14 protein-coding genes and 1 pseudogene are annotated in these 18,465 nt (G+C 70.2%); 10 read left to right on the forward strand and 5 right to left on the reverse strand.

The genetic code is table 11. The annotated features are described in order from the left end of the window. Positions 1-390: 390 nt before the first annotated feature. Positions 391-1,260: an alpha/beta fold hydrolase gene (locus tag ACIRB4_RS28965; protein ID WP_403295248.1), complete on the reverse strand. Its 870-nt coding sequence runs from the start codon at positions 1,258-1,260 to the stop codon at positions 391-393. 472 nt (positions 1,261-1,732) lie between these two features. Here ACIRB4_RS28965 and ACIRB4_RS28970 point away from each other — a divergent pair, with 472 nt between their 5' ends. The 4 genes from ACIRB4_RS28970 to ACIRB4_RS28985 all read left to right on the forward strand — a co-directional run bounded on the left by ACIRB4_RS28970 (position 1,733) and on the right by ACIRB4_RS28985 (position 7,008). Then, positions 1,733-2,713 carry a GNAT family N-acetyltransferase gene (locus ACIRB4_RS28970; protein ID WP_403295250.1) on the forward strand — a complete coding sequence of 327 codons (981 nt, stop codon included), beginning with the start codon at positions 1,733-1,735 and terminating at the stop codon, positions 2,711-2,713. A gap of 426 nt (positions 2,714-3,139) precedes the next feature. After that, a complete protein-coding gene (locus ACIRB4_RS28975) occupies positions 3,140-4,291 on the forward strand; it encodes a hypothetical protein (RefSeq protein WP_403295252.1) in 1,152 nt (383 codons plus the stop codon). Between the two features lie 656 nt (positions 4,292-4,947). Continuing rightward, positions 4,948-5,529 (forward strand): GNAT family N-acetyltransferase, encoded by a 582-nt coding sequence (locus ACIRB4_RS28980; RefSeq protein ID WP_403295254.1) that lies wholly within the window; start codon positions 4,948-4,950, stop codon positions 5,527-5,529. A 795-nt stretch (positions 5,530-6,324) separates the two neighbouring features. After that, positions 6,325-7,008: a LysE family translocator gene (locus tag ACIRB4_RS28985; RefSeq protein ID WP_403295256.1), complete on the forward strand. Its 684-nt coding sequence runs from the start codon at positions 6,325-6,327 to the stop codon at positions 7,006-7,008. Positions 7,009-7,172: 164 nt separating this feature from the next. Here ACIRB4_RS28985 and ACIRB4_RS28990 read toward each other — a convergent pair whose 3' ends face one another. After that, a complete protein-coding gene (locus tag ACIRB4_RS28990) occupies positions 7,173-7,373 on the reverse strand; it encodes a hypothetical protein (protein WP_403295258.1) in 201 nt (66 codons plus the stop codon). A 173-nt stretch (positions 7,374-7,546) separates the two neighbouring features. Here ACIRB4_RS28990 and ACIRB4_RS28995 point away from each other — a divergent pair, with 173 nt between their 5' ends. The 6 genes from ACIRB4_RS28995 to ACIRB4_RS29020 all read left to right on the forward strand — a co-directional run bounded on the left by ACIRB4_RS28995 (position 7,547) and on the right by ACIRB4_RS29020 (position 14,863). After that, entirely contained in the window at positions 7,547-8,041 is a 495-nt protein-coding gene (locus ACIRB4_RS28995; protein ID WP_403295260.1) for a MarR family winged helix-turn-helix transcriptional regulator, read from the forward strand. A gap of 136 nt (positions 8,042-8,177) precedes the next feature. After that, a complete protein-coding gene (locus tag ACIRB4_RS29000; RefSeq protein ID WP_403295262.1) occupies positions 8,178-10,253 on the forward strand; it encodes an MMPL family transporter in 2,076 nt (691 codons plus the stop codon). Between the two features lie 435 nt (positions 10,254-10,688). Next, entirely contained in the window at positions 10,689-11,141 is a 453-nt protein-coding gene (locus ACIRB4_RS29005; protein WP_403295264.1) for an SRPBCC family protein, read from the forward strand. A gap of 280 nt (positions 11,142-11,421) precedes the next feature. Next, complete coding sequence (locus tag ACIRB4_RS29010; protein WP_403295266.1) at positions 11,422-13,155, forward strand: hypothetical protein; 1,734 nt, start codon at positions 11,422-11,424, stop codon at positions 13,153-13,155. Positions 13,156-13,943: 788 nt separating this feature from the next. After that, positions 13,944-14,339 carry a nuclear transport factor 2 family protein gene (locus ACIRB4_RS29015; RefSeq protein WP_403295268.1) on the forward strand — a complete coding sequence of 132 codons (396 nt, stop codon included), beginning with the start codon at positions 13,944-13,946 and terminating at the stop codon, positions 14,337-14,339. An 8-nt stretch (positions 14,340-14,347) separates the two neighbouring features. Continuing rightward, the gene (locus tag ACIRB4_RS29020; protein WP_403295270.1) at positions 14,348-14,863 is read left to right on the forward strand and encodes a MarR family winged helix-turn-helix transcriptional regulator; all 516 of its coding nucleotides are present in this window, start codon (positions 14,348-14,350) and stop codon (positions 14,861-14,863) included. Between the two features lie 63 nt (positions 14,864-14,926). Here ACIRB4_RS29020 and ACIRB4_RS29025 read toward each other — a convergent pair. The 3 genes and pseudogenes from ACIRB4_RS29025 to ACIRB4_RS29035 all read right to left on the reverse strand — a co-directional run. Beyond that, a pseudogene (locus tag ACIRB4_RS29025) lies at positions 14,927-15,507 on the reverse strand (IS5 family transposase); the annotation flags it as partial. Between the two features lie 41 nt (positions 15,508-15,548). Beyond that, a complete protein-coding gene (locus tag ACIRB4_RS29030; protein WP_403295272.1) occupies positions 15,549-16,814 on the reverse strand; it encodes an MFS transporter in 1,266 nt (421 codons plus the stop codon). Positions 16,815-17,260: 446 nt separating this feature from the next. Next, positions 17,261-18,346: an LLM class flavin-dependent oxidoreductase gene (locus ACIRB4_RS29035; protein WP_403295274.1), complete on the reverse strand. Its 1,086-nt coding sequence runs from the start codon at positions 18,344-18,346 to the stop codon at positions 17,261-17,263. Positions 18,347-18,465: the final 119 nt, after the last annotated feature.

Genomic DNA, 18,465 nt, shown 5'->3' on the forward strand with positions numbered 1-18,465 from the left:
CGGGGGCACCGCTTACCGCTTCTCCCGGAGACCTCGACAGAACTGATCGGCCGCCTTTCGGCGCCGTGGGCCGCGCTACCAGGGGCCCGGGCTGCACCGGTCCGACGTGGGGTCGAAACCAGTGCACTCGTCGCCCCACCAACGAAGACGACGATCGGCAGGAGACGGCCGGCCTCTCCGAACCAGCCTTGAGAGGTCGTGATCAATCTCGCGAGAGCCGCGTTTCGATTGATCCCCGACGCACACCGGCCCCGGCCTCACGGCCCAGGCGGTGCGGCGTACGGTAGCGACGTAGCACATGGCGTGCTCGGGGCACCTTGTTGGAAGATCCGCGAACTCGATCCAGTCCGCGGATCCCGTCCGTCCGACGCGTGTCAGCCCGGACGCTCCTCATTCAGGCCGCCCGGCGAAGAAGCCCGCAAGGGAGGACGCGAGCGCTTCTGGAGCCTCTTCGGCCACGTGGTGCCCGGCGTCGATGCCGTGGCCGCGTGCGTCCGGTGCCCACTGCCGCCAGATCTTCACCGGGTCGCCGTACAGGTCCTCGAGGTCGTCCCGGAGTGACCAGAGGATCAGCGCCGGGCACTGGATCCGTGTCCCGGCGGCGCGGTCGTCCTCCTCGTGCCGCCGGTCGATGGTGAGGCCGGCTCGGTAGTCCTCCAGCATCGCCCGCACCACGTCGGGGTTCCTCGTGGCCGAGCGCCACTCGTCGTAATTCTCCTGTCCCATGCTCTGGGGATCGCCTCTGTACCAGCTGTCCGGATCGGCGTTGATGACCCGCTCGGGGATGTCCGGCTGGGCGAAGAAGAACCAGTGCCACCACTGCGTGGCGAACTCGGCCGTGATGCGGGACAGGTGCTCGGTGAGGGGAAGACAGTCGATCAGCGCCACCCGCGAGACCGCGTCGGGATGATCGAGTGCGAGACGCAGCGCGACACTGCCTCCGCGGTCGTGCCCGGCGAGCGCGAACCGCGCATGACCGAGGGAACGCATCACCTCCACCACATCACCGGCGACGGCCCGCTTGGAGTATCCCGCGTGGTCTGCGGTAGGCGCCGGACCGGTGGACCGGCCGTACCCTCGGAGATCGGGACAGACCACGGTGAAACCGTGTCGGACGAGGAGCGGGGCGACGCGGTGCCAGGTCGCAGACGTCCGCGGGTGGCCGTGCAGCAGCACCACCGGCGGCCCTTCCCCGCCGTAGCGAACGAAGATCGACGCTTCATCGCGGTGGACCCGCCTGGTCTCAAAGCCCTCGAACAAGGCCCGAACCTCCCGCCCTCGTTGGTACACCGTCCACGCACCTACCCGGTCCAGGGCAACCCTCACTCGCCCACGGGGACCGCCGGGTCAGCAGGCTGCGCGGAGTATCGCGGGGCGCGGTGCTTCGTGGAAGCCCTGACCAGTCGGCGGCCAGTTCGGTCATGTACGGGGCACAGCGGGCCGTGCATGGCTGTGCGACGTTCTGCGGATGTGGTTTCGACGTGGGTGCGAGAACGGACGGCACCCGTGGACCGCTCCGCGCCCGGGCAGACAGTGGCCTCCCCGGGTCTCGGTACGCGTAGTAGCCGTTGTACGACTGGGCGGTATTCGGCCTGGTGCAGCTCCAGTGGTCGGCGGACACAAGGCGGACCGGCCGGGTCCTCTCGGTCCCTGCGTATCGGTGGACCTCTCGCCTCGCCTGCAGCGCACGCACGTGGTGCGATGAAGCGGGGGGGTTGGGAAGGAGAGAGCGATGATCCCACCGGCATGGGAGCGCAAGAGTGGCACGGGCCCTGTGTCGGTCCGCCCGCTGGCTCGGGCGGACCTGGATCGGGCCGACGAGATCTTCAGGGTCGCGTTCGGGACGTTCCTCGGGGCTCCCGAGCCGAAGACGTTCTTTGGGACCGCCGACTACGTCCGCACCCGCTGGGCGGCCGATCCACAGGCGGCCTTCGTAGCGACGGTCGAGGGTGAAGTCGTTGCATCGAACTTCGCCGTCAACTGGGGCAGCGTCGGTTACTTCGGTCCACTGACCGTGCGTCCGGACCTGTGGGACCAGGGCGTCGGCAGGCGCCTCATGGAGCCGGTCATGGACTGCTTCGACACCTGGGAGAACCGCCACCGGGGCCTGTTCACCTTCTCCCACAGTCCCAAGCACCTTGAGCTCTACCGCCGTTACGGTTTCTGGCCCCGATTCCTCACGGCCATCATGAAGAAGCAGGTGCCAGGCAGTGCCGCAGTCCCCGGGCGAGTGCTGTACGGCCAGCTGCCCTCCACCGAGCAGCCCCATGCCCTGAGCCTTTGTCGCGCACTGACCGGGGCCGTGTACGAGGGCCTGAGCCTGGAACGCGAGATCGTGGCCACTCATGCGCAGGGGCTCGGTGACACCATTCTGCTCGAAGGCGCCGGCTCCGAACTCGACGGCTTGGCCGTCTGTCATTGCGGCGCGGGGTCAGAGGCCGGTGAGGACGTCTGCTTCGTCAAGTTCGGAGCCGTACGACCTGGCCCGGAGGCCGCCAACCGGTTCGAACGACTGCTTGACGCCTGCGAGCAGCTGGCCGCCGAACGCGGACTGGGGCAACTGGACGCCGGGATGAACCTGGGCCGTCCGGATGCCTACCGTCGAATGGTCGACCGAGGTTTCCGGACCTGGTTGCAGGGCGTGGCCATGCACAGGCCCAACGAACCGGGCTACAGCCACCCCGACGCCTACGTGATCGACGACTGGCGCTGAGACCCCGCCACACTCGGCCCGCGAGGAAGGCACGGTGCTGCCCGCCCCCGTCGACATACCGCGTCGGCGCCGACGGCCAGACAGCTCCCAGGCCACTGTCGAAGTGCTCTCCCTTCTTGCTCGACGGTGCGGCGTCGTGGGAGAGACGTCGCCCCGTCTGGAGTGCCTGCCATTACCGTCCATCGCGGACATGTCGGTGCTGTCGCTGGAGGTGAGCAACGAGGCGATACGCATCGATGTCTGCGGTACGGCGACCGGGCGGCATGCCCGGACCATGGAGTGCGGTGAGCCTCCTGGCCGTGATGGTCGAGGAGTGGCAGTCGGAACCCGCCCCCGTACGGTCCCGCCCCACCACCGGTGCCGAGAACTTGGCCGCTCGGCCTCGGACCATACTGGTCGAGCCCCGATCACCCACTGGACGGTTCCATGGCCAAGAGCAGCTCTTCATCGACCACTGTCCCCGACACCGTGTGGCTCGGGCGTGGGCGTCACCTCGGTCCCGAAGCCGAGCAGGACGTCCGGCGCAACTTGATCGCCCTCAAGGCGGCCGGGGTGATCGACGACTTCCTGGACCTCGACCCGATCGAGGCGGCCCGCTCGACCGATCTGTTTCCTCGGGATGAGTCCGCCGACGCCGGCCCGTCTGCCCGCCGAGTCTTCGAGGCCCGCTGGCGTGTCGCCGACGGTGCCACAGTGCGCGCTCAGCTGACCACATTCGGGGCGGAGTCCCGCCGCGTCGGGAGCGAGGGCGTCACATGGGCGCTCGCCGCCGAGGCGGAGCAGGCGTGGGAAGCGAGCTGGCCCTCACCCGCCACCGTGTTCTGGCCCGACAGCGACCGGGTCCCCTGGGATCACGAGGAGGTGCCGGGCGTGCGTCTGCGGAGGGCGAACCACCTGCCGAAGGACGACGGCGATCTGCGGCGCCTGCTGCGGAGCTGCAGCCGGCAGAGCTGGTTCATCCATGTCGTGGTGCACGAGGCGATGACGCCGGATGCGCGGGGGCGACGGCCGATCACGGCGTTCCTGCCACCGAGCCTGCGGCACCGGGTGGTCGAGCACCGGGCCACGCCGGAGCAGGCGCTGATCGCCGACTTCGCGATGAAGCGTGAGCTGCGCGTGGGGCTACCGCGCGGCGGGGCCGTCGTCCTGCCCCCGACGCCGCAGATCCCGGGCTACGACTCCGAGCGCTTCACCGTACGCGATGTCTTCCTGGACGGCACGGAACCGACCGAACTCCTCCAGAAGATCGCGGAGTTCGCCTCACTGCCGCGACCGCTGCCGGCCGGCGCCGAACAGGTCCTGACACGACTGCGCCAAGGCTGGCACCTGCTCACCCCGGACGAGGAGCTTGTTCACGCACGGGCCATGGTCACCAAGTACGCCAAGGCGCTCGAGGCCATGACGGCATCCTGTGACCTGTACCGCGAGGCGGCCGAGTCGGCGCTCGCCGCGCTCGCCGAGGCGACCACCGGCGACGACGCGTCCCGGGCGCCCTCGCCGGTTGCGGCCGAGCAGGACGCCTCGCCGCTGAAAACTTTGACGAAGACGCTCGCCCTCTTCCGCAACCCGAACCGATAGAGGGCCCGATGGGAGAGCCAGTGCCGTCCGCACCGGTGCACGCGAGTTCTACCCTGACGCGACCCGGCCCCCCTGCCGGCCCGGCTACGAACCTCAGCCAGCCACGGCAGACGACGTCCAGGAGGAAGCGTCGTCCCCAGTCGGAAGGTGAACAGCCGCGTCATAGTTGCCAATTCGCCCCGCCGACGCCCCTCGGGCTCAGGCCATGAACGTTGCCCCGGTCAGGGTCAGCACCGGCTTCCAGAAGGAGCCGGACCGTCCTGCCCTTCGCCACGGGAACAGAACACCGTCCTCCACCACGGCGTATTGCCATGTTCGAGCGTTCCACGGCGATGAGTGTCTTCTCGCGGTGGACGGCTTTGCCCACGTCATGGCGAGGTGCCCGGGGCCCCGTTCTCGGTACCGGATGTCCGCCCTGGGCCCGGGCGGGGGAATTTCGGTGGTCTGGCGGGACAGAGCAAGGGCTGTCGGAGGTTCCCGGACGTCCGGCGGATCCGGGCTGAGGTGCGTCGGACGGCTGCGCCCGGTTCTCCCACGGGTGCCGCAGGTCCCCGGCCAGGCGTGAGCGGGCCGGAGCCTGGGTACGGGCGGCGATGATCGGCCAGGTCCACCGGTCGGAGATCGCTCTCGTGAGGGCGGACGTACCGTTGCGTCTCATGAAGACGACTGCAAACGATGCGACGGTACTTGGCGTAGTGGAGACCGTCATCTATCGACTGGCACGGCCCGAGGACGGCGAGGTCCTTGCGGGGCTCGACGGGTCGTTCACGACAGATTCCGTTTTCGAAGTGACCATGACGGACGAAGGGTTCCGTCTTTGCCAGACCCTGGCGGATCCTCCCATCCACAAAGCCTTCCCCGATGACGACGACAGCGAGGACGACACCGGCAGTCCCGAGCTGCGTCGGACGGTGGTCGCCTTCGACGGGAACGAGTTGTGTGGTTTTGTGAAGATCTCCTTCGCCCCGTGGAACAAGCGGCTGACCATCTGTGACATCGAGGTCGCACCGGCGTGGAGAGGCAGGGGGATCGGGCGGGCCCTGATGAATCATGCCCTCGATTTCGCAAGGGAGCGCGGGGCGGGGCATATGTGGCTCGAGGTCAGCAACATCAACGCGCCCGCCATTCGCGCCTACCTCCGGATGGGCTTCGTCTTCTGCGGGCTGGACATCTCGCTCTACGACGGCACCGAGTCGGCTGGTGAACACGCGCTGTTCATGGTCCGGTGGCTGCACTGACCGAGCTCCTCGTCATGAGCACCGGAGGCTGAAGAAGAAGCTCATCGTCTACGCCTGCCGTTCACAACGGCGTCCCTCGACGCCGAACCGGAAGACAGGCAGCGGTACCACGCTTCGCAACGCTGTGACTCGAACGCCCTGCCTTGCCCCGGATCCTCGAAGCGTTCACCGCCCAGGTGATGATGGTCCGGGGCTTCGAGAAGCGTGCGGACGGTTCACCGATCCGCACAGGGGCGGGGAGCGGCCGACGCCGAGCCGGAACGGGCAGCCACCGACACTGCTTCGTCAACGGCGAGAACGTGGTCGAGGAGATGGTCGGCGGTCCGGGCATCGCATCGAGCGGACAAGGTGCCGCGTCATCCGGCGGAAGCGCGGGTGCCCGTGGCCTCCCTGCTTTCCCTGCTCATGCGGGATGAGACGACCGCAGACGACCGCGGGAGGGATGGGACCCGCTGGGATGAGGTCATCGCCCCACAACGGTCTCCGGAGACGTACTGCTGAGGCATGAGGCCCGCTGCCGGCCGCCGCCTGGCGCGTCCGTCCAGCCAAGCCCGCCCAGGCTCGTCGCCCCCTCCACTCCCCCATCGCCGCGACGTTCGAGGAGGGTTCGGACGGATGCCGCTACCGCCGGGTTCATCGAGAGCGCCACCATACGGCCGTCGCCTGCCCCCCCTGAACGACAACCGCCGCCCTCGCGCCCGCGTCGTCGATGGCGCCGTCGGCGTGGGTGCGCCGTGACGGGGTACGGGAGCCGTGACATGCACGCCGGGGTGGGGACGACGAACAGGAGAGCGCATGTCGGTCGACCTCGTCGGTTTCCTCGGCGTGGTGCTGGTGGCATACCTGGTGCCCGGCCCGGACTTCCTCGTGGTGGTCAGAGCGGCCGCCGAGGACCCGTCCAGGGGGCGAGGCGCCGCATTGGGCGCGCAAGCCGGCTTGTGCGTCCACATGCTTGCCGCGGCCATCGGTCTCGCGGTCATGGCCGCCCGCTCTCCCCTGGTGTACAACGGGATCAAACTCATGGGCGCCGCCTACCTCGTCCATTTGGGGGTGCGGGCGGTTGTCGCCGCCAGGCGGGCAGCCCGGGAGCGGCGGCCCGAGGGCGCGAGGGCGAACGACGGATCGGAAGACCCCGATCGTCCGGCCGGGGCTCCGGCAGTGGAGGGTTGCCCCTCCGCAGGCCCTGGGCGGTCCGGCTTCGCTGAAGGCTTCATCACGAACGTCCTCAACCCGAAGGCGGCGCTCTTCTTTCTGAGCATCTTGCCGCAGTTCGTCAACGGCAACGGTCCGCTGTGGCAGCAGATCCTCTTTCTCGGCTTTCTGGACGTTGTCATCGGTGTCGCCTACTGGTTCGTCCTCGTCCTGATCGCCGCACGACTGCGGGCCCTGCTCGCACGGCCGAAGGTACGTCATCGCTGGGAACTGACCACCGGCTGGCTGTTCATCGCCATCGGCGTCGGGCTCGCCACCGTCGCCTGACCCCTATCGCCCCCTGAAACCAGCAGCCGCACCAGCCAGGTGCGCGCGCCGCCCCAGTCGTCGGTGGTCCCGCCGACGACTCGAAGAGCTTCGGCAGAGCAGTCGGCACCGCGCACGCCTACGCGGCAGCTGTCACCGACGTGCTCGCCGACCGCGCGCCGGGGTCACCGGAGGTCCCGATCGCCCAGTTCTTGGTCGCCGCCGGAGTCCGGTTCGGTGACGGCGCCGCCGACCGCCGTCGCGGCGCCCGCCTCGGGGCCCACAGCAACGGCGACCAGTTCGACGACGGCGAGGGGGACGTATCCGGAGATCAGGCCGCCGAGAGCGGCCTGAAGCGGTCCATGCGCGGGGGTCGCCCCGGACATCTGCGAGGGTCATGGTTCTCGTTCCTCATCGACGCCCTGGAGGATGCGCCTGGCACCTTGAAGACCGAGTCTTTCGGGTGCCGATGGGGGCGACCGGCTCCGGCGGCCCGCTTGCGGGGTTCTTCGCCTGACGCGCGGAGAAACGGATGCGGCGGTTTCTATAGGCTGATCGTGTGGCCAGCACCGAGGAACCCGAGACCCGTGACGCCGCGCCCGAGTGCGCGCCGGCTGATCTGCAGCGTTTCGCCGTCGAACTGCGGCGGACGAACGGAGAGATCAACCGGCTGGTCCACGGTTTCGCACTCGCGCAGGGGTTGCATCCTACGGACGTGCAGGCGCTCTCGGTTGTTCTGGACAGTCCGGAGCCGCTGACGCCGGGCCGTCTGCGTGAGCATCTGGGGCTGACGTCGGGGGCGGTCACGGCCTGCCTCGACCGTCTCGAGAGGGCGGGGCACATTCGCCGTGCCCGTGAGAGCCCCGACCGCAGGATCGTTCACGTGCACTACGTGGAGGGAGCTCGGGCCGCCGCCCGCAGCTACTTCATGCCGTTGGCGCAGGCGGCGGAGCGGGCCCTGCTCCGGTTCGACGAGGAGGAACTGGACGTGGCCCTGCGGTTCCTGAGCGCGTTGAACGAGGAGCTCGGCGAGTTGCGCGTGCCGCGGCGCTGACCGGCCATCGGGCGTCGGGCGTCCGAGCGACGCACCGATGGCGACCTGAGCCCGCACATCATCACGCCCATGGTTCAATTTATCTCAATGATTGAGATTCTTTTTCCTTGAGATACCTCGTTCCCCTGGAGTACCCATGTCCCGCCCCACGCAATGGGCAGGCCGTCTGCTGCCCCTCGTCCTGCTCTTCGTCTGGCTCGCCGTCGGCGGCGGCCTCGGTCCCTACGCCGGGAAGCTCGGTGAGGTCGCCACCAACGACCAGGCCGCCTTCCTCCCCCGCAGCGCCGAATCCACCCAAGTGATCGAGGCACAGCGAGCATTCCGGCAGGACGAGACGCTCCCTGCGCTCGTGGTCTGGACCTCCTCCCCCGGCGGCTCGCTCGACGCGGGGCAGCAGGCGGCGGCGACGCGGGCACTGGCCTCGCTCGTACGGTCGCCCGGCATCGTGGGCACGCCGTCCCCGGCCCTCCCCTCCGACGACGGGCAGGCCCTGCGGGGAGTCGTCCAGCTCCGCCCCGGCCTCGGTGACGAGTTGCCCTCCACGCTCGAGCGGATCGACGACGCGGCCTCCTCCGTGCCGGGAACGACCGTATGGCTCGCCGGCCCCGCGGCCGCCCAGGCCGATCTGTCGGACGCCTTCGCCGGCATCGACGGGCTGCTGCTCGCGGTCGCCCTGATCACCGTGCTGCTGATCCTGCTGCTGGTGTACCGCAGCGTGCTGCTGCCCTTGGTGATCATCGTCGGTGCGGTGTTCTCGCTCGGGCTGGCCTGCGCCGTCGTGTACGTCCTCGCCGACCACGACGTCGTCCGTGTGGACGGCCAGGTGCAGGGCATCCTGTCGATCCTGGTCATCGGCGCGGCCACCGACTACGCGCTGCTGCTGGCCGCCCGCTACCGGGAGGAGCTCGTCCACCGCGAGGGGGACCGCGGGCCGGCCATGCGCGCCGCGCTGAGGCAGTCCGTCGGGGCGATCACGGCCAGCGCGGCCACCGTGGCGCTCGGTCTGCTCGCCCTGCTGTTCAGCGATCTGACGAACAACCGAGCGCTCGGTCCGGTGGGCGCCATCGGCATCGTCTGCGCCATGCTGAGCGCTCTGACCTTCCTGCCCGCCGTCCTGGTCCTGCTCGGCCGCGCCGCCTTCTGGCCCGCCCGGCCACGGTCGGCCGAATCCGGGGGCGGCCACGGCGTCTGGCGACGTATCGCCTCACTGGTGGACCGCGCGCCCCGGAAGGTGTGGGCGGCGACCCTCGCCGGCCTCCTCGCCTGTGCCGCTTTCGCCCCCGCCCTCGAGTCCAGGGGCGTACCGCTCGACGAGATCTTCGTCAACGACGCGCCCTCCGTCGCGGCGCAGGAGACGCTCGGGCGTCACTTCCCCGGCGGGGCCGGCAACCCGGCCGTCGTCATCGCCCGGGCCGACGCTCTGACCCGGGTGACCTCCGCCGCGGAGGGCGTCGAGGGCGTCGACTCCGCTGCCGCGGTGACCGCCTCCGGGCGGCCGGGGGCCGGTTCGCCGCTCGTCGTCGACGGACGGGTCCGGGTCGACGTCACCCTGACCGATGCCGCGGACAGCGACGCGGCCAAGGCCGCCGTCGCCCGTCTCCGCGCGACGATGCACGCGGTCCCGGGGGCCGACGCCCTCGTCGGCGGCTACACCGCGCAGCAGTACGACACCCAGCGGACCGCCGAGCACGACCGGATGCTCATCGTGCCGGTGGTACTCGCCGTCATTCTGGTCATCCTCGTCGGTCTGCTCCGTTCCCTGCTGCTGCCACTGCTGCTGGTCGCCACGGTGGCCCTGAACTTCGTGGCCACCCTCGGGGTCTCCGCCCTGGTCTTCGAGCACGTCTTCGGTTTCACGGGGACGGACTCATCGGTTCCGCTGTACGGATTCGTGTTCCTGGTCGCACTCGGGGTGGACTACAACATCTTCCTGATGTCCCGGGTCCGGGAGGAGTCCCTGCGCCACGGGGTACGCGAGGGCATCGTGCGCGGACTGACAGCGACCGGCGGGGTCATCACCTCCGCCGGTGTCGTCCTGGCCGCCACGTTCGCGGCTCTCGGGGTCGTACCGCTGGCCTTCCTCGTACAGATCGCCTTCATCGTGGCGTTCGGCGTGCTCCTGGACACCCTCGTCGTCCGCTCGCTGCTGGTGCCTGCCCTCGTACGGGACCTCGGCCGCACGGCCTGGTGGCCCGGTGGGCTCAGCCGCTGACCGCCGTCGGCCGACCCGGTGGCGGGTGCCGACACCGATCGGGCGACCTCGCACCGCCTCCCGGCGCTCCTTTTCGGGGCGCGGACAGAGCGAGGGTCTTCGTGGCCGGGAGGGGGATCAGCTCGTCGCGCAAGCACCGGACGGTGTTGGTGGAGATGTCGTTGCGGTCGGCCATGTCGGCCAGGCGCTGATCGTGCCGCAGCACGGCCAGCACGATCACCGCGATCGTCCCGCGCGGCAGCTCCCGTCACCTCGACCGTATCGCTCTGAGATGGCGGCAGGGCGCGGGCCGATGCGGACTCCTCCTCAACGCGGCGGGTCGACAGGCGCTGGTGCGGAAGTACGGCATGTCGCAGGTCTTGAAGAGGTGTGAGTTCGCGTGTGCGGGTTACGCGGATCCCAGTAAGCCGTCCCCAACCGAGAAGGAAATTCCCCATGTCGAAGGTCGAGGAGTCCGTCGAGGTCGAGGTCCCGGTCCGCGCCGCGTACGACCAGTGGACCCAGTTCGAGACGTTCCCGCGTTTCATGGACGGCGTGGAGCGGATCGAACAGCGTACGGACACGCTCACCCACTGGGTGACCGAGATCGGCGGAGTGCGCCGCGAGTTCGACGCCGTCATCACCGAACAGATCCCGGACGAACGCGTCGCCTGGACGACCGTCGAGGGCGAGGCGCGGCAGGCCGGCGTCGTCACCTTCCACCGTCTCGATGACACCCGGACGAAGGTCATGCTCCAGATGGACTTCGCCCCCGACGGGTTGACGGAGCAGGTCGGTGACAAGCTCGGGTTCGTCAAGCGGAAGGTCACGGGCGACCTCAAGCGGTTCAAGTCGTTCATCGAAGAGCGTGGTGGGCAGGAGACAGGCGCTTGGCGCGGCTCGGTGTGAGGATCCGGCCAGCGGCGCGGCTCCGCGCCCCCGCGTGATCAGGAGCGCTCGGAGACACCCCACGGCATGGTCCGGACGAGCCATCGTCCGGACCACCGTTGTGCCTCGTCTGAAGGCGGGGCGGATTGACGCGGGCGGCGTCGTGCGGCGGGTCGGGGACGTCGTCCGACCATGAACGGCCGAACAAGCCCCGGCCACTCCCTCTGCGATTGCTCACCTCAGGGGGACGCTGGGTCCGCCCTCCCGGACAGTCGGCTCCCGGCGGCATCCATAATGCGGGGTGAGCAACTCTCCCTCTCCGGGCCCCCTCCCCCTGGTTGCCGACGCGATACCGCCGGGCGTCGCAGCATGGCACTCGGGGGACGCCGAACGCTGGCGCGAGGCCGCGCCGCGTCCCTGGGCCGACCCGCTGTGGGCGTTCCTCGCTCTGCTGGCCACGGCGGTCTGGGCGCTGGTGGACGCCCCCTACCCGGTGTGTTCCACGGCCACGCCCTGTGCCTCGGACTGGCCGGGTCTGGCGGGGGCGGTGGTCCAGCTCCTTACGCTGCTCTGGCTCTGGCGGCGGCCCGGTCTCGCGCTGCTCACCCTGACCGGGTCGATGGTGTCCCTGCTCGTGGACGGCACCCTCATGGAACCGTCCGTGCCGAACACGGCCCTGCTGCTCGCCGTCTCCTACGCAACGGCCACCCTGATCCACCGCGTGGGCGCCGTGCGGCAACAGCGGTCGCTGGCCCTGAAGGCGGCGGGGGCAGCCGGCGCGGCGCGCGCACCGCTGACCGCGGCTTCCAGGCACCCGTTCTCCTTCGTCCTGGCGGCCGCGCTGCTGCTCGCGGTGTCGGCCTTGGCCGTGTGGCAGGGCCTGCGAGTCGCCTTCGACCACGACGAGCGGGCCGCGCCGGCGGCGATGACCAGCGCCGTAGTCGTGGAGGCGGACGAAGACGAACTCACCCTGAAGGTGCGCTTCGAGGACGACGGCACCCACACCTTCGACGTGTTGTTCCCCGAACAGTACGAGACTGGCTCACGTGTGGACGTGTTGGTGGACGACGACTGGGTGCGACTGGCTGCCGAGCCGTACGACACGTTCGGTTGGGAGCTCCTCGTCCTGGTCACCACGGTGCCCGGCCTGGCCCTTCTCGCCAACGGCGCGGCGGTCCTGCGCTCCGGGCCGCTGCCGGTTCTGAGGGTCCTGGTCCGCGGAGACCGGGACGACCACCGGACCTGGGTGTACGCGGCGGACGACCGGGCGGGCGAAAGGCCGGTGCTGTACGTCGACGCGCTGCAGGAGGACGAAGAGGAGCCGGACGAGGAGGAGCCGGACGAGTACCCGGATCTTCCGCTGCGCGAGGCTCTGCTGTTCGGCACCCCGCACACAGGCGGCTCGAAACTCACCCTCGTCACCGCACGAGCGGAGGGCGAAACTCTCACGGCGTGCATCGTCGCGGCGGTCCATCCCGCGCCGGCCTGGGGTCCACTCGCGGCCACCAAGGGGTCGCCACTGGTCCAGTCGGCCGACCAGACGTCACGTGTGGTGGCGATCGCCCTCCTCGCACTCGAGGCCGCCGCCATATGGGGCATGTTCTCAGAGGGCTTCTCCTGGCAGTGGGTGATAGCGGTCGGCCTTCTCGTCGGACTCATCACTTCGGCCGCCACCGCTCTGAGCTGGCGCATCACCGCCGACAGCGGAGGCTTGTGGCTGCGGAGTGCCTGGCGCGTCCGGCGCCTTCCCTGGGACGAGATCACCGCCGTCAACGCCCACCACGACCGCATCCAGATCGGTACCACGGGCGACCACGACGCGAGCCTGTCCCCCGTCGGCTGGTCCTGGCTCGAACGCCGCCTCGGCCGCCGCCCCACCGCCGCCCGCACCGTGGCCACGCTCCGCCCCCTCCTCCACCACCCGGACCTGCGCCCCACCACCACATCCACCTCCGCCCAGCACGGCATGCCCCTGGGGCCCCTGCTCACCTGTGCCTTCCTGCTCTGGGCGGCAGCAGTCCACTTCACACTCTGACGGGGTGAACGCCTTGGCCCCTCTCCGTCGACGGCGACACGGTGGCAGAGCAGCGCTCCTCGGCAGGATCTCCCCACCCGGCGCTCGGGGCTGGGACGGAATCGCTCACCGAGATGCCCACCCCAGCAACCGCTGAGCTCACCCGGTTGGGGGGATCGTTCCGGCGGCCGACGCCACGCCGCCGCAGTCGAGGCGACGTTCAGAGCATGACCAGTGATGAACGGACGATGAAGGCACTCTGGAGCACCTGGTGGCAGCGATGGCCGCGCTGGGTGGGCAGGGCAACGGTGCTGTGGGCGGTCCTGTACGCCGGCTTCGGCCTGGCGTGCGCGCTGAGCGGGACTTCCATCGGAGCGCAACGGCGCCTCCAAGCTCTTCCTCACCCTGGAGTCCTGGGGGGCTGGACCCGACCGCGCTGCTGGCCGTGCTCGGCGTTCTCCTGCTCTGGGGCCGAGCAGTCCAGGACGAGCGAAACACCGCCGCGATCGCCCTGAGCCGTTCCGGCACGGCTCCGCACTCCGACGCGGGCCGCCCGGCTCCCGAGGGGTGCGCGCCGGCGCCCACCCTCAGACAGACAAGGAAGTCACAACGTGGGCGCCGAACAGCACGACGTTTTATGGGAGTAGTCGCCCACGGCTCTGGGTGGCGCTCCCGGCGACAAAGTCCCTCCGTTGGGATCACATTCCACAGAAGTTGCTTCCATGGAATGCATGTGCTCTGCTGGACGTTCAATAGGGCAAGATTCGTCCGTTTTGCAGACCGGGCGACCACACGAAGGGACCAGCACCATGCCCGAGGCGAACATCGACGTTGCCCGCTCCTACTTCCAGGCCATCCGGACCGGCGACCTTGACACGGTGGGCAAACTTCTCGACCAGGACGTCGTCTGGCATCAGCCGGGCGCCAACCGGTTCTCCGGCGTCCGCAAGGGGCGCGACGACGTGTTCCAGATGCTCGGCGGGATGATGGAGGCCAGTCAGGGCTCGTTCGCCATCGACAAGGTCCACGCCCTGATGGGGAACGGCGAGCTGGTGGCCGCCACAATCCACTTCACCGGCCGCCACGACAAGGCGTCGATGGCGATGGACGGCGTCGACCTGCTGCGCATCAAGGAAGGCAAGATCGCCGAGGTATGGCTGTTCTCCGGCGACCCGGCCGCCGAAGACGTCTTCTGGGGCAAGTAGGCCGGATCATGGCTGACCTGAAGCTGTTGTTCGACAGCGTGATCCGCCTGGAGACCGAGCTGTGGAATGGCGTCGATGCGACCCTGCGCGCCGCATGCGATCTCCCCATGACGTGGCTCGACATCTTGCGGCTGCTCGACCGGACGGGCGGATGCCGGGTGCAGGACATGGCCGACGAGTTCGCCATCACCGTCGGCGGCGCCAGCAAGGTGGCCGACCGGGTGGAGGCCGCCGGCTACTGTGCGCGCCGCGCCAACCCCGACGACCGGCGCTCCTCCATCGTCGAGCTCACCCCCGCCGGGCGCGGGAAGCTGGAGCAGGCACTGGAGGTCTTCGAGGAGGAGCTGCGCCTCCGCTTCGCCCCACTGCTCGACGACCGAGAGGCGGTAGACCTCATCGCGACCCTCGACCGGCTCCGGTCCGCCTGCCGGGCCGCGGACGCGAGCCGCGGGGGCGGACGGAAGCCCGTCCCCGCGATGCGGGAACCGCAGCAGCGCGCCCGCCAGGAGCGCGCGGAGCCCTAGGTTCTGTCGTCAAATGTCAGCCCACATCAGGAGTGAGGCGAGGGTGATGGCTGCTTCGTAGGTGCGGATCGCCCTAAAGCTGTAGCCCTTGTCACCCAGGACATGATCGGGTCGGACTCGGGGCCGTCCCTGTCCGATCCGGGGCGCCCGGGTCGCGTCCACGATCGTGGTGAACCGCGTGCAGTCATTGGTGTTGCCGCCCGTCACGACGAAAGCGAGCGGACGGCCCTGCCCGTCACAAGCCAGATGGATCTTGCTGGTCAGACCGCCTCTGGACCGGCCGAGGGCCGGGTCGCGGAGCCCCCTTTTCGGGCCCCGGCCGCATGCTGACGGGCCCGGACCACCATGGAATCGACTGACACCAGCCACTCGATGTCGCCCGCCGCGTCCGCTTTCGCCCGCGCGGCCCGCAGCATCCGGTCGAATGTGCCGTCCGCCGCCCACCTGCGAAAACGCGTGTGCAGCGTGACCCACGGCCCATAACGCACGGGGACATCCCGCCAGGCCGTCCCGGTCCGCGACTTCCCCACGATCCCGTTCAGGACCCTACGGTCGTCCAGCCGCTTCCGCCCCCGCAACGACTCGGGCAACAACGGCCGGGCGAACTCCCACTCGGCATAGGACAGTTCATGGCGACGTATCACGACACCGAGATTCATCAACAATGATCATTCGAAGACACCGCCTAGTGCGCGGGGCCTTTGCGGGCCGCGACGATGGCCGCAGGCGCAGCCACGAAGGCGAGGACGCCGCACAGGACGGCGAGGATCGGGAAGCTGGTGGCGGCGACGACGATGCCGGAGGCCAGGCCGCCGACGGCGCCCGCGACGGCGATGGCGACGTCGACCAGTCCCTGGACCTTGGCGCGGGTGGCCAGAGGTGTGCTGTTGGTGACGATCGCGGTGCCGGTGACCAGGCCGAAGCTCCAGCCGACGCCGAGCAGGACGAGGGCGAGGGTGATCAGGGCGAAGGAGCGGCCGGGTGCGAGGGCGGCGACCACTCCAGCGGTGAGCAGCGTGCCGGCCGTCACCACGCTCATCGCGGTGGCGCTGAATCGGTCGACGAGGCGACCGGCCAGTGGCGACGGCAGATACATGGAGCCCGTGTGCAGGGCGATGACCAGGCCGGACGCGGCGGTGCCGAAGCCGTGGACGTGCATGTGGATGGGGGTCATGGTCATCACGGCGACCATGACGAGCTGGCTGAGGACGAGGACCATGACGCCGACGAGCAGTCCGGGGCCGGACCGGGCTGGGGACCCTGCGGGGGCGCCCTCGTCCCAGGCCGCGGGCAGGGTGCGGGCGAGTACCAGCGGGTCTGGGCGCAGCCATACGAGGAGGATGAGCGCGGCCAGCGTGAACGCGACCGTGGAGAGGAGGAACAGGCCCGTCAGCTCGGGCAGGTGGAGCGAGGTCGCGAGGTGTCCGGTGGGGGTGGTGAGCAGAGGTCCGGCGATGCCGCCGGCGGTGGTGGCGACGATGACGGTGGAGGTGGCGCGGGCGCGTTGATGGGGTGCGGCGAGGTCGGCTCCTGCGTACCTCGCCTGGAGGTTGGACGTGGTGCCCGCGCCGTAGAGGAACAGGGAGATGAACAGCAGGGTGGGGCTGGCGAGCTCGGCCGCGACGACGACTCCCGCACCGCCGAGGGCGCCGGTGAGGTATCCGGCGGCCAGCCCGGGGCGGCGGCCGAGGCGCTGGGAGACGCGTCCGATGATGACGGCGGCGACGGCGGAGCCCGCCGTCAGCAGGGCGATGGGTAGTCCGGACAGCGAGGTGTTGTGGAGCATCTGCCCGGCCAGCAGCCCGGCGACGGTGACACCGGCCGCGAGGCCGGCACCGCTGAGGACCTGGGAGGTGAGCAGCACGATCAGGGTGCGCTTCTGCACCGCGGATCTGGTGGGGGCGGGGGCGAGAGTGACGGTGGGCGGGGTGCGGGTGGGTGGGTGGACCATGTGATCCGTACTTTCGGGTTGCCGGGAGGCCGGGGCCGCGGGTTGCCGCGGGTTACGGGGCGGGGCGGTCCGGTGGTCGTCAGGCGGCGGTCAGGTGGGCGCGGGACGGGAGGGCGCGGGGGAACCGGTCGGTGACGTGCGTCAGTTGCCGCTTGTCGTCGTGGTCGAGGGGCATCTCGCTGCCCACGGCGGTCCTGATGTGCCGGCCCAGGACGAAGCGGCCCTGACAGGCCTGACACCGAGCGCGGTGAGGACCGGGCGTAGTCGAGGGCGAGGACGTCGATCCGGTGGCCGCAGGCCCGTGGTGGTGTCCTCGGTCAGGAGGGTGTACGGCCGTACAGGACGGGCTGCACGACAGGGCGAGGACGGCGGCCACGCGAACTGTCGGGAGATCAGGAGGACTTGGCGCTGAACGGTGGTGAAGGGGCCGCTCCATCCGTCCCGCGTCAGCGCGGGCTGTCGGGCATGCCGTAGGCGTCGGCGATCAGTTCGGTGGAGCGCAGCCGCGCCCGGACGGAGTGGCCGACGCTGCCGATCATGAGCTCGTCGGCGCCGGAGTCCCGCTGGACCTGGTCCAGGTGGGCGGTGACCTGTTCGGGGGTGCCGTGCGGGACATGGTTCAGCCAGCTGTCGACGGCCTGGCGTTCCTCGGCGTCGTAGGTGTAGGCGTCCACTTCCTCGGGGGACGGCAGCAGGTAGGACTTGCGCTGGAACATGCGGAGCATGGCGTGCGCGAGGGTGCCGGCCTGGCGACGGGCCTCACGCTCGTCGTCGGACGCAACGACGGTGAAGCTGACCAGCGCATACGGCTCTGCCAGGCCCTCGGACGGAGTGAACCGCTCGCGGTACAGGCGCAGGGCGGCCACGACATCGCGCGGGTTGAAGTGCGCGGCGAAGGCGAACGGCAGGCCGAGCCTGGCGGCGAGCTGCGCCGAGTAACCGGACGAGCCGAGCAGCCACACCGGCAGACGGCCGGTGGACGGGGTGACGCCGTTGAGCCGGTCCTGGGCAGGCCCCGGCACGGCGTACACGCGGTCGGCGTAGGGGTGCTCGGCCGGGAAGTCGTCGCCGAGGAAGTGCAGCAGTTCGAGGACCTGTTGGGGGAAGTCCTCGTCGCCGCTCGCGCCGCGGCGCAGGGCGGCGGCCGTAGCTTCATCGGTTCCCGGGGCGCGGCCCAGGCCCACGTCGATGCGGCCGGGGGCGAGGGCGTCCAGCATGCCGAACTGTTCGGCGACGACCAGTGGCGGATGGTTGGGCAGCATGATCCCGCCGGCGCCGAGCCGCAGCCTGTCGGTCTCCGCGGTGAGCCGGGACAGCAGGACGGGCGGGCTGGAGGTGGAGACGCCGGGCATGGCGTGGTGCTCGTTCATCCAGTAGCGGGTGAAGCCGCGCCGGTCGGCGAGCCGGGCGAGTTCGATGCTGCCGGCCAGCGCCTCCGCGGCGGTCTGGCCGGTGCCGGTCATGGCGGAGTCCAGTACGGACAGGGCGGCGGGGGCGGAGCCATGGCGGGTGCCGCGGATCGGGTCGGTCATGATCGTGCGGTCCTTCGATTGCGAGGCATGCGGCGTGCGGGGTGGGGGGGGCGGGGGGTGGGGGGGGGGCGGCCCCCCCCGCCGCCGGGGACAGTGGGGCCGCCCCCCCCCCGGTGCCG

The sequence above is a fragment of the Streptomyces sp. NPDC093600 genome (assembly GCF_044764755.1).
Lineage (GTDB): Bacteria > Actinomycetota > Actinomycetes > Streptomycetales > Streptomycetaceae > Streptomyces.